Raw genomic sequence first — 11,925 nt, forward strand, 5'->3', positions numbered from 1 at the left:
GATTATGAGCCCACCGCATGAAGACGATCCCCCTGCAGGCCGCCCGCACCTTGCATCTGATAGCCCAAGGCCTGCTTACGCCGCCGCGACGTAAAGCGACGAAAGCGGACGTGCTGAGCGCGATTCGCCGCATGGCGCAGTTGCAGATCGATACGATTCACGTGGTCGCGCGCAGCCCTTACCTCGTGCTGTTCAGCCGTCTTGGCGACTATCAGCCGCAATGGCTCGACGAGCATCTGGCCGAAGGCGCCCTGTTCGAATACTGGTCGCACGAGGCGTGTCTCGTGCCGATAGAAGACTACGGGCTGTTGCGTCATCGAATGCTCGATCCGGCCGGGATGGGGTGGAAATACGCGGCTGAATGGCATGCGAATCATCGCGACGATATCGAACGCCTGCTCGATCAGATTCGGGCGAACGGTCCGATTCGCTCGGCGGACTTCGCACGTGAAGGCGGCAATGGCAGCGGCTGGTGGGACTGGAAACCCGAGAAGCGTCATCTGGAGGTGCTGTTCGCTACGGGCGAGTTGATGGTCGCGGAACGACGCAACTTTCATCGCATCTACGATGTGGCCGAACGCGTGCTGCCGGACTGGAATGACGAGCGTGATCTGCCCCCTGCCGAGGCGGTCCCGCAAGAACTACTTCGTCGTGCTTGCCGCGCGCTCGGCATAACACGTGCTGACTGGGTAGCAGACTATTACCGCATGCCGCGTCGTCCGTACACGTCCGAGTTGCACGAACTCGCCGATGCCGGCGAGCTGGTACCGGTGCGAGTCGACGGCTGGAAAGCGGATGCGTTCGTGCATCGCGACTTGGCGGACAAGCTGGACGATGTAGCCGCAGGCCATGTTGCTTCTACGGTGACCACAGTGCTGTCGCCGTTCGATCCGGTCGTATGGGACCGCAAGCGCGCGAGCGTATTGTTCGGGTTTGATTATGCGATCGAGTGTTACACGCCGGCTGCGAAACGCAAGTACGGTTACTTCGCACTACCAATCCTGCACCGTGGCCGCCTGATCGGACGGGTCGATGCTAAGGCGCATCGTACGCAAGGTGTTTTCGAACTGAAGTCGCTGCATATGGAGCCGGGCGTGCGTATCGGCACAGGATTGACGGCCGATCTGCGCCGGGCGCTGCAGCGTTGTGCGGACTGGCATAAAACGCCGCAGTTAGCCGCCGGTGCCGGTGTTCCCGCAACGCTCGCCGCAGCGTTGACCGGTGCAGCCTAGATCGCGTCGAGAGGACGATTCGAGCCGGCATCGACGCAACATACCAGCACCTCCGCGTCCTCCTCGCTGGTGGTCACATACACGTGTCCTAGCGCGCTATCGAAATAAAGACTGTCGCCCGGCGCGAGCCCAAACACCTTGCCGTCCTCGAAACGCAACTCGAGCGAGCCGCCAAGCACGAACACAAACTCCTCGCCCCCATGCCGGATGTACTCGGGAAAATCCGACACGTCCCGCGCGCGGATGTGCGCGCGCATCGGCACCATGCGTTTGCCGGTCAGGTCGTTGGCGAGCATGCCGTACTCGTAGTTCGGCGTGTCGTAGATCACTTGTTCGCCCGATGCCGTGAACGACGGTTCCATCGGCCCCGCAACCGCGCCGGCCACCTCCCGGGTGCGCCCGAATATCGCGTCGAATTCAAGCTGCAGGGAATGCGCGAGCGCCGCGAACTTGTCGTAGGTCAGCGCAATATCCCCGCGTTCCGCCTTCGAGATCGTCGATACGGCAATCCCCGAACGCTCCGATAGCTCCGTCAGCGTCAACCCCCGCGCCTTACGAGCCTGCCGGATGCGCGCGCCGACCGTCTTGTGATCGAGGGCCGGCGGTGCATCGCGTTTCATCGATTTTGCCGCTGTAACAGCCGCTTTTGCCATAACACCTGCTTCAAGATTTTTGTCGGATACGAGAATTTTATTTTTTCTCGTATATGATAACTCACATCGATTTCCCTTTAATCAAGGACGCTGATCGTGTCAACACTCGTACTGGACAAGGCCGGTTTATCGAAGAAGCAAGTCATTGCCGCGACGACGATCGGCACGGCGCTCGAGTTCTACGACTTCACCATCTACAGCTTCTTCGCGATCCAGATCGGCCAGCTTTTCTTCCCGGGCGCGTCGCCGGTGAACCAGTTCCTGCTGTCGATCGGCGTATTCGGCGTGGGTTTTGTCGTGCGGCCACTGGGTGGAATCGTGATCGGCGCGTATGCGGACCGCGTCGGCCGCAAGAAGGCGATGGTTCTGACCATCATGCTGATGGCGTTGAGTTGCGCGATGATCGCCTGCGCCCCGCCCTATGCCGTCGCGGGCATGGTGGCGCCGTTCATCGTGCTGGCCGCACGGCTGATCCAGGGATTTGCAGCCGGCGGCGAGTTCGGGCCGGGCACGACCTTGCTGGTCGAGTATGCAACCGATCAGACCCGCGCCTTCTTCGCAAGCTGGAACTTCGCCGCGACGGCGCTTGGCCTCGCGCTCGGCGCGCTGGTCGCCACGCTCGTGAACGTCGCGTTGCCGAAGCAGGCTGTGCTCGACTGGGGCTGGCGCCTGCCGTTCCTTCTTGGCATCGTCGCGGCGCCGGCGGGCATGCTGATCCGCCGCCGTCTTGAAGAAACGCTGGTTGATCGCGCACCCGGTGCACCCCGTCCTCAAGGCGCGTTGAAAGCCGCGCTGACCACACATCTGAAGCTGACGATACTGGGCACCTTCGCGGAACTCGGCGGCTCCGTGTCGGTGTATATCACGGCATTTTTCCTGCCGAGCCATGCCGTTCGCGCGCTGCATCTTTCGCCCACGGCGGCGGTGAGCTCGGGCGTGGTCAGCTCGCTGGTGCTGTTTGTTGCTGCACCCATCGCCGGACGGCTCGCCGATCGCTTCACCCGCAAGAGCGTGCTCGTGATTTCGCGGGTCATCATGTTGCTCGCCGTATATCCGGCGTTCGCCTTTCTCGGCGCACATCCATCGATGACAGCGTTGTGCATTATCTCGGGCTTGCTCGCGGTGTTCGTCGCGGGGCAGATCGTGCCGGTCCTCGTGATGATCCCGGAGCTGTTTCCGAAGCACGTCCGCGCGACCGGGATCGCGTTGACTTACGTGGTGAGCGCATCGTTTTTCGGCGGGTTCTCGCCGTTCATCGCAAGCTGGCTGGTGGCGCAAACCGGCAATCCGCTCGCGCCGGCATGGTATGTAGCAGCGGCCTGCGCGATCTCGCTGATACCGGTAATCTGGCTGAAGGACCGCACCGGCCAGCCGCTCGCCTGAGAAAGCACGATAAGGAGACGTCATGAGTCACACCACCGAACTGATCAGCCGATCCGCCGTTGAACTACGCCGCATGATCGGCGCTAAGGAAATCTCGCCGGTCGAGTTGCTCGATGCCTGCATCGAGCGCATCGAAGCGATCAATCCCGCGGTGAACGCCGTCACGGCCACGTGTTACCCAGAAGCGCGCAACGCGGCTAAAGCCGCCGAGCGCCAGGTCTTGAACGGCGAAAAACTGGGTCTGCTGCATGGCTTGCCGCTTGGTGTGAAGGATCTTGAAGATACGGCGGGCCTGCTCACGACCTACGGCTCGCCGATGTCCCGCGGCAACGTCCCGGCCCGCGATGTCCTGCTCGTCGAACGCCTGCGCGCAGCGGGCGCGATCCTTGTCGCCAAGACCAACGTGCCGGAGCTCGGCGCGGGCGCGAACACACGCAACCCGGTCTGGGGCGCGACCGGCAATCCGTTCAATCCGGAACTGAACGCGGGCGGTTCATCGGGTGGCGCGGCGGCAGCGCTTGCCTGCGACATGCTGCCGGTCTGCACCGGCTCGGATACGGGCGGTTCGCTGCGCATACCGGCATCGAAATGCGGCGTGGTCGGTTTCCGGCCCTCGCCTGGGCTCGTGCCGAACTCGCGCAAGCTGCTTGGCTGGACGCCGATATCCGTCGTCGGCCCCATGGGCCGCACCGTTGCCGAAGCCTGCCTGCAACTCGCCGCGACCGCGGGCATCTCGGCGTCCGATCCGCTCGGCTACGAGTCCGATCCGCTGAGTTTCGCGACGCCGCAGGCGCTCGATCTGAGCGCGTTGCGCATCGGCTGGACGGAAGATTTCGGCAATTGCGACGTCGATGAAAACATTCGCCAGATCTTTCGTGAGCGCATGGCGGCGCTCAAGCCGATGGTCCATACCTGTGAAGAAACAAGCTTCGATCTCGGCGATGTCCACCGCTGCTTCGACGTGATCCGCGCGGAGAGTTTCGTCGCGGGCTTGCGCGATGCCTACGCCCGCGACCCGAACTCTCTCGGGCCTAACACGCGGGCAAACTACGAGCTCGGCGCAAGCATGACGCTCGCCGATAGCGCTTGGGCGCAAGCCGAGCAGACGCGTATTTTCAAGCGATTCCAAACCGCGTTCGCGGAGTACGATGTGATCCTCTCGCCGACCACGCCGGTTTCGCCGTTCCCGTGGCAGGAGTTGTATGCTGCGCAGATTGGCGGGCGGGCGCAGGAGAATTATTATCGATGGCTGGCGCTCACCTACGTTGTCACGCTGACCACGCACCCGGCGATCTCGTTACCCTGCGGCGTCGATCATGCCGGCATGCCGTTCGGGCTGCAGATCGTCGGGCCTTTTCATGGCGATCACAAGACGCTCGCGGTCGCCCATGCAATGGAACAGGCCTTCGACACTTCGCCGGTCCTGCGCCGTCCACGTCCTGATTTATCGAAGCTTGCACAGCCGACGTTATCGTTGAAATCGATCGTCACTGCGCCGCCCATTTTTAATGCTGCCGGCGAAAGCAATACCGGTACCTCGACCGTCTAAACCATGTCAAACGAAATCAAACGTCTTCAAACCAACGCAAGAATGAGCCAGGTGGTGATCGCCAATGGCTACGTCCATCTCGCGGGGCAGGTCCCGGACAACGCCAACGTCTCGATCACCGAACAGGCCAGCAATATTCTCGAGCGGATCGATACGCTCCTGGCGTCCGCCGGAGTAGACAAGACGCGGCTAATAACTGCCAACATCTGGCTAAGCGATCCGAAACACTTCGCCGAATTCAACACTGTGTGGGACGCGTGGATTCCCGAGGGCCACGCACCCACGCGCGCCTGCGTCCAGGCACTCCTGATGAAACCCGGTTGCGATGTCGAAATCGCCGTAACAGCGCTCGCCTGACGCCACGAGGAACACACATGAAATTCGACACCGTCGTGCTCGGCGGCGGCATAGTGGGTGTATCGATCGCGGTGCATCTGCAAAAGCGCGGCCGCTCGGTCGCGCTCGTGGACCGCAAGCCGCCGGGTAACGAGACCTCGTTCGGCAACGCCGGACTGATCCAGCGCGAAGGGGTTTATCCGTACGCCTTCCCGCGTGCGCTGAGCGACCTGCTGAGATACTCGCGCAACACCTCGCTCGATGTCCGCTATCACCCCAACGCCCTCCTCAGGCTCGCGCCGTTTCTCTGGCGGTACTGGCGTAACTCGCATCCGTCGCGGCATGCAGCGATCGCGCGCCGGTACTCGACGCTGATCGAGCATTGCGTGACGGAGCACCGGTCGCTCGCGGCCGAAGCGGGTGCGAGCGCGTTGCTGCGACCATCCGGCTGGATCAAGGTGTTCAGGACGAACGCCAAGCAGGACTCGGAAATGCAGGTCGTGCAGCGTTGGCAGCGCGAGTATGGCGTGAGCTTCGATGCCCTCGATCCAACGCGCTTGCGTCAGACTGAACCCGATCTCGACGTGTCCTTGAAAGGCGGTCTGCGCTACACCGCAGCCGATTCCGTCAGCGACCCGAACGCACTGGTCACGGCCTACGCACGGTATTTCGACAGGCTGGGCGGGCGGTTCTTTATCGGCGATGCGACTACGCTGAAGGACCACTGGACTGTCAATACACAAGCCGGTGTGTTAAGCGCCCGCTCGGCAGTGATCGCGATGGGGCCGTGGTCGAACGACGTCACCACACGGCTTGGCTACAGGCTTCCGCTGGCCGTGAAGCGCGGTTACCACATGCACTATGCGGCGCGATCGGATGCACGTCTGAACCATCCGGTACTCGATGTCGAAAACGGTTACCTGATCGCGCCGATGTCACGTGGGATCCGCCTGACCACAGGCGCGGAACTCGCGCTTCGCGATGCGCCTAAAACGCCTGTGCAACTCGATGCCGTCGAACCGATCGCACGCGGTTTATTCCCGCTGGAACAGCGCCTCGACGATGAACCCTGGATGGGGCGCCGACCCTGCACGCCCGACATGATGCCGGTCATCGGCCCGGCGCCGAAGCATGACGACCTGTGGTTTGCATTCGGCCACGCTCATCATGGACTGACGCTTGGTGCGATTACGGGGCGGCTTATAGCAGAGATGGTGACGGGTGAAAAACCCCTTGTCGATCTGCAACCGTTCAGGGCCGAGCGATTCTGAACGCAGTGCTTTAACACGCTCAAACTTCCGTCAACAGGCGGCCCCAATGCGGGCCGTCTATGACCGAGCGCGCGCGCATGAATTTCCACGCGCCGTATTTGAAGTAATCGAAGTCCAGCGTCGACATCTCGTTCTGGATCATCGACCACGTCGCCCATTTGAGGTCGGCCAGTGCTTTGTGCACGGTAACCCTTGCGCTGATCTGTGGGCTAACGCGACCAAAGTACGTCTCGATGATCTCCGCCTCGGTCTCACTAGAAAAGAACATCTCGCCACTCAACGCACCAAGGTCATAACAACGGTCGTTGTTCGACGCGTATTCGTAGTCGATGAGGATGATCGAACCGGCTTCGTCGCGCAAAAAATTTCCCGGCATGGGGTCGTTGAAACACGGCACGAGATCGAGTCCGGATGCTTCGATAGCAGCACGCGCGTTGTGATATTCGGCGAGCAGCCGGTCGAAATCCGCAGGCAGCTTGCCATTCATCTGACGAACCTGAGCGACGTGTTCATCGATCAGGCCGAAGATGGTCTTGGTCAGCGGCAGCAACGGCGAAGCATGGAGCGTGCGGTACAAACCCATGACCGACGCCCGCACGCTGCGCTCCATAAAATCTCGGTTGGAGCACGTCGTCCTACCTTCGACAAAGTCGTTGATCTCGACACCTTGCGCGGCGGCGTAATCATAAAGACGCGGGCCAATGCCAATCAGTTCGGCTTGTTTGCTCGCGGCAAACGCGGCCTTCCGGTCGATAAACTGCTCCGTACCGCGCCCCGGAATCTTGACAAAAAAACTGGCGGAATCGTCATCGACCCACACACGCCAGTTCGTGTTGCTGATGCCGCCGGGAACGGGCGCATAACGCAGCGACCGTCCAGCCCAGGGCTGGATCGAGCGCAGCACGGTCTCGATGTCCCGTTCCGTGTCGCTCGCAGCCGCACCCAGAACCTTCATCTGCATGATCGTCGGGCCTCTTGAATGGTGGTCACGCCGCGGCCGTCATACATGGTTCAGCTTTTCATCGAGATCCATACGATCGAGCGCCATGCGGCAGCGGAGCAATCGCCATTGTGCATATTTCAAAAATTCGATGCTACGGCGCGGCGAACCCGCATCCATCATCAGGCCCCACAGGCCCCAGCGAAGATCGTCGGCGAATGCGTACAGGCGACAGCGATTGACGGAAACCGCCGATGTCCGCCCTTCCGCCATTTCCAGCGCGCCGGGCCATTCGCTTTCGAAGCTCAGTATTTCGTTCAGGGTGACGGCAAGGTCGAAGAGCGGGTCCGTGTTGGCGGCTTCGTCGAAATCGACTAGCTGGAGCCGGCCGTCCAGATGCAGCATCACGTTCGAGGCGGTGCCATCAGCATGACAAGGGACACGGTCCAGACCCGACGCGCTAATCGCCCGGCCCATGCGCGCTGCGGTCGCGATCAGGGCCACCACGTCCGATGGGAAAGGCACGCGGCGTTGGTCCGCCTCGCGCGCAAGCCGAGCGATTCTGTCGAAGACGTTCGTGTCCCGCTCGAAGGGCGCCAGCGAGTGGATGGCCCGCTTCGCTTCAATCAGCTTCGCGAGCACATCGGGGCGCGACAGGTCGTCCAGACGCGCGGTCTCCCATCCGGCGCCGAGCAGGTCGAACACCGCGGCCCCGGACCTTTCGAGCAGAAAACGCGGCGACGGTGTCAGCAAACGGCTCGCCGCAGCTTCGGCTGCGCGATAAGCGGCTGCCACATTCACGGGTTCGATCAAGTCGCGATTGATCACCTTCATGAAGAAGGCGGTGTCGTCGTCGAGCGTCACGCGCCAGCAATCGCTGGCAACGGCGCGATGGACCGGCGACATCACGGGCATGACCGCTCTTTCGTAGCGGATCGTCCGATGCTGCCAGGCTTCGATCGAACCGAGGGCGGCCTCGGCCGCGCACTCCGAATCGGTTGACGCAGATCCCGGTGCTTTCATGAACTCATGCTCCTCGGATAAACGCGATGCGCCCGATGCCGCACCGGATGACGCGGACCTTTAAAAAGCCGGCTACAACGCCGCCTGTTTCGGATCGCCCCGCGACTGGCACAGGCGCAGGGCGACTCGCGTGAGCACCGCCATGCCCCGGTCGACATCGTCCGAATGCGTCTCTTCCCGCTCGTTGTGCGCGATGCCGCCCACGCTCGGAACAAACACCAGGCCAGTGGGACAGACGTCCAGCAGGCTGAGCGCATCGTGACCAGAAACCGTATCGATCTCCCTGCACACATGGCCGGTCTCAGCAGCGCACAGTTTGATCAGGTCGCTGAGCACGGACGGCAAGGTGCGGATCGGCCGGGCAGTCCGGCTGCTGACGTCGACCCGGACGTTGGCTTTCGCGGCCGCCTTCTGGATCGCCTGCGTAGCCAGTTCCTCGGCGCTTCTCAGGATGTCGTCATCGACCGCGCGCAACTCGATCGACAGATCGGCACGCGCGGGCACCACGTTCGGCGAATTCGGCTGCACGACCAGCCGGCCCACGGACGTATGGATCCGGTCCGGCCACCGGTCCGCAATATCGCGTACGTCGCAGATGGTTTGCGCCGCGGCGAACAACGCATCGCGCCGTGAACGCATCTTCGTCGGCCCCGTGTGCGCCTGCTCTCCGTGGAAACAGACATCCATCTTGGCGGCGCCCCAGTTGCGCGTCACGATCCCGATCGGCACGCCTTCCGCTTCCAGGATCGCCCCCTGCTCCACGTGCAATTCGACGTAACAGGCAGGCACCGGTGGCGGTGCATCCGTACCGAGATAACCGATTGCGTCCAGTGCCTGTGCCAGCGTCAACCCGTCGTCGTCGCGGCTGGCCAGCGCGTCCTCCGCCTTGATCCGGCCGGAAAACGTGCCGCTGCCGAGCAAGCTGGGACGAAACCGCGCGCCCTCCTCATTGGTCCAGTTAACCGCGCAGAAATCCGCATTGAACACCACGCCCTCGCGTTTCGCCTGCATCAAACGCCTGCCGGTTTCAAGCGCGCCGAGCACGCCCAGCACGCCGTCGAAACGGCCGCCTTGCGGCTGGCTGTCCAGATGGGAGCCCATCATGACAAGCGGGGCACCCTTCGTCGTGGCCAGACGGAAAATGCCGTACTGGTTGCCGACGCTGTCGGTACGCACCTCCGCTCCGGCCGATTCGAGCAAAGCCGCGAATGCGTCGCGAGCTTCGCCGTCGGCAGCGCTGGCGCAGAGGCGCGTAACGCCGCCGGTTTCAAGCCCGCCGAATACCGCGAACTGCTCAAGCATGCGAGCGACCTGCCCGGCGCCAGCTTTCCCGGAACCCGCTGGCTCAGGGATGAATGAGGTCGATGTCATGCTGGGTAAAAATCTCCAAAAATGAGTCAGGCGGTCTTCGGTCGCAAACCACCGTCAGCTTCTCGTTGATCGGGAAGGTGTTGAGATACGCCTGGCGGCCGAATTTATCGATATCGGCGAGCACCACGCTCCTACGCGTCTGTGCTTTCAATACGCCTCGAAGATTTGATTCGTGTTCCTCATAATCCATCCAGCCGTGATGCAAGTCGCAGGCGGCAATGCCCATGAACGCGGCATCGTAGAAAAAGCGCCGGGCATAATCCAGCGTCTCGTAACCGACCAGCGCGTTGTCCTTGCCGCGCAGCATGCCGGGCGTGAGATTCACCCGGTTGATGCTCGTGCCGAGCAACAAGGCGACGTCAATGGAATTAGTCGTCACCGTGAGATTGCGGCCGACCAGACGCCGCGCGAAGGCCGTTGTCGTCGTACTGGAGTCGATGAAAATCGACATGCCGTCTTCGACCAGCTTCTCGGCAAGCTCCGCCACCTTCGCCTTGCCGCGCACGTTGACCTTGCCGCGCTCGGTGACGGGCCGCTCCAGATCGAGCCTCGGCGGCACCGCACCACCATAGATGCGGCGCAGCATGCCCCCTTGCTCCAGCTCTTTCAGGTCACGCCGGATGGTCTCTTCGGAGACATCCAGTATCTTCGCAAGCGGCGTGACGGAGACACGTCCATCGTCGTGGAGGCGGGTAAGAATCTCTTGGTATCGATGCTCTGACATGGCTTCGTGTTCATTCCTCTACGTACCGGGCAGGCTGCCGGTCAGGGCGGCCTGCCCGGTCGATTGCTACGCACTCGACCCGGCTCAGAGCCGCAATGTGGGCGAACGCCGGTGGCCGGTGGCAGTCTCGTAATCGTAAGCCATCGCCAGCAAGGCCGGTTCGCTCCAGCGCCTGCCGACGAAGATCAGGTTGAACGGCGACCCCGATTCGTAATATCCGGCGGGTACCGTGACGCCCGGCAACCCGGCGATATTGATCTCGCATACCGTAGTCTCGTGCAGCGTTTCAGTCCCCTCCCGTGGCGGCAGTGCATCACGTAGTTGCGGGAACACGAGACCATCCAGTGAATGCTGTTCCATCACGTCTTCGAAGATCGCGAGATAGGTTTCTCGCAGCGCGAAAAACGCTGCGGTCACCGGCGGTGCGGACGGGTCTTTCAAGTTGGCTTCGAAATTCGGCAGGCTCGACATATAGGTCAGCACGCCCGTGGGCGAAAACGGATCTTCGGCCCGCGTGGCCGCGACGAATTCATGCCATGACTTGAGAGCGGCGGCCGGTCCAAGACGTTCGAGGTATTTCTGCATGTCGTGCGGCAGGCTTTCCATGCCGCGTGCATCGAAGTGATCGGAACCCGGTGCCGGACGGCCGAGCGATGCAAAGCCGGTGCCCGCAAACGGGTCGGCCACGACCACGGCGTCACGCGCTTCGAGCTCGGATTGCGCACGCTTGTACAGCAGCTCGGTCTCAGCCGACAGTGCGCGATTGCGCCAACCCGGGCCATAAAGGCCGAGCCGCTGTCCTTGCAACGCGTCGTCTCTGAGCCCCGCGGCATACCCGCCGCGAGGCTTCATGCCGACCGCCGCCACCGTCTTGGGGTCCTCTTCGGAATAGCCGGCGAGGACATCGAGGGCCAGCGCCGCATCGCGTACGCAGCGCGCAATCGGCCCGACGACATCGCGGGTGCTTCCGGCAAGCGGCATCACGCCCGCATTGGGAACCAGCGCGAAGGTCGGCTTGATGCCCACCAGCGCCTGTGCCGATGCCGGGTTCTGGATCGATCCGCCGGTTTCTTCCGCGAGCCCGAGGACGGCCAGGCTCGCGGCTACTGCCGTCGCTGTTCCCGCACTGCTGCCACCTGGCATGAAGGCGGGATCGACCGCGTTCAGGGTGGGACCGGCCCAACTATCGTTGGCGTGCGAACCCGTGGCGCTGAGCACAGGCACATTGGTCTTGCCAAGGATCACGCAACCCGCCGCACGCATTCTCGCGACGACAGGTGAGTCGGTGCCCGGCAAAAGATCGACGCCGCCGGCCAAGCTGCAAAGCAGCGACCAGCCGCCGGTCGTCGGAAAACCCACCATGTCCATGGTGTCCTTGACGACAACAGGAATCCCGGCCAGTGGCCCGAGCGGCGCGCCGGCCGCGCGCCGGCGATCGATCGC

At 62.6% G+C, this 11,925-nt stretch carries 11 protein-coding genes; 5 read left to right on the top strand and 6 right to left on the bottom strand.

What is annotated here, in order from left to right:
* Positions 1-17: 17 nt before the first annotated feature.
* On the top strand, positions 18-1,232 hold the full coding sequence (locus tag EOS_RS38325) for a winged helix-turn-helix domain-containing protein (protein WP_047897423.1): 1,215 nt from the start codon (positions 18-20) through the stop codon (positions 1,230-1,232).
* On the opposite strand, the gene EOS_RS38330 is transcribed toward EOS_RS38325, so the two are convergent.
* Positions 1,229-1,885: a helix-turn-helix domain-containing protein gene (locus EOS_RS38330; protein ID WP_047897424.1), complete on the bottom strand. Its 657-nt coding sequence runs from the start codon at positions 1,883-1,885 to the stop codon at positions 1,229-1,231. The genes EOS_RS38325 and EOS_RS38330 overlap by 4 nt on opposite strands.
* A gap of 96 nt (positions 1,886-1,981) precedes the next feature.
* Between EOS_RS38330 and EOS_RS38335 the strand changes: the two genes are divergently transcribed.
* Genes EOS_RS38335 through EOS_RS38350 form a run of 4 tightly spaced genes read left to right on the top strand, consistent with a single transcriptional unit; the run spans position 1,982 to position 6,424 of the window.
* Positions 1,982-3,268 (top strand): MFS transporter, encoded by a 1,287-nt coding sequence (locus EOS_RS38335; protein ID WP_047897425.1) that lies wholly within the window; start codon positions 1,982-1,984, stop codon positions 3,266-3,268.
* Positions 3,269-3,290: 22 nt separating this feature from the next.
* Positions 3,291-4,817: an amidase gene (locus EOS_RS38340; RefSeq protein WP_047897426.1), complete on the top strand. Its 1,527-nt coding sequence runs from the start codon at positions 3,291-3,293 to the stop codon at positions 4,815-4,817.
* A gap of 3 nt (positions 4,818-4,820) precedes the next feature.
* Positions 4,821-5,174 carry a RidA family protein gene (locus tag EOS_RS38345; protein WP_047897427.1) on the top strand — a complete coding sequence of 118 codons (354 nt, stop codon included), beginning with the start codon at positions 4,821-4,823 and terminating at the stop codon, positions 5,172-5,174.
* A 17-nt stretch (positions 5,175-5,191) separates the two neighbouring features.
* Positions 5,192-6,424 carry an NAD(P)/FAD-dependent oxidoreductase gene (locus tag EOS_RS38350; protein WP_047897428.1) on the top strand — a complete coding sequence of 411 codons (1,233 nt, stop codon included), beginning with the start codon at positions 5,192-5,194 and terminating at the stop codon, positions 6,422-6,424.
* A gap of 19 nt (positions 6,425-6,443) precedes the next feature.
* Here the strand turns inward: EOS_RS38350 and EOS_RS38355 are convergent, their stop codons facing one another.
* From EOS_RS38355 to EOS_RS38375, 5 genes are all read right to left on the bottom strand, one after another.
* Positions 6,444-7,385, bottom strand: coding sequence for a choline/ethanolamine kinase family protein (locus tag EOS_RS38355; RefSeq protein WP_200908750.1), 942 nt, complete (start codon positions 7,383-7,385; stop codon positions 6,444-6,446).
* Positions 7,386-7,424: 39 nt separating this feature from the next.
* The gene (locus EOS_RS38360; RefSeq protein WP_047897429.1) at positions 7,425-8,387 is read right to left on the bottom strand and encodes a phosphotransferase family protein; all 963 of its coding nucleotides are present in this window, start codon (positions 8,385-8,387) and stop codon (positions 7,425-7,427) included.
* 72 nt (positions 8,388-8,459) lie between these two features.
* A complete protein-coding gene (locus EOS_RS38365; protein WP_047897430.1) occupies positions 8,460-9,758 on the bottom strand; it encodes a Zn-dependent hydrolase in 1,299 nt (432 codons plus the stop codon).
* Positions 9,733-10,482 carry a DeoR/GlpR family DNA-binding transcription regulator gene (locus EOS_RS38370; RefSeq protein WP_047897431.1) on the bottom strand — a complete coding sequence of 250 codons (750 nt, stop codon included), beginning with the start codon at positions 10,480-10,482 and terminating at the stop codon, positions 9,733-9,735. The genes EOS_RS38365 and EOS_RS38370 overlap by 26 nt, the downstream gene beginning before the upstream one ends.
* An 84-nt stretch (positions 10,483-10,566) precedes the next feature.
* On the bottom strand, positions 10,567-11,925 hold a 1,359-nt coding region (locus EOS_RS38375; protein ID WP_047897432.1), incomplete at its 5' end, for an amidase.

The organism is Caballeronia mineralivorans PML1(12), from assembly GCF_001028175.1.
Taxonomy (GTDB): domain Bacteria; phylum Pseudomonadota; class Gammaproteobacteria; order Burkholderiales; family Burkholderiaceae; genus Caballeronia; species Caballeronia mineralivorans.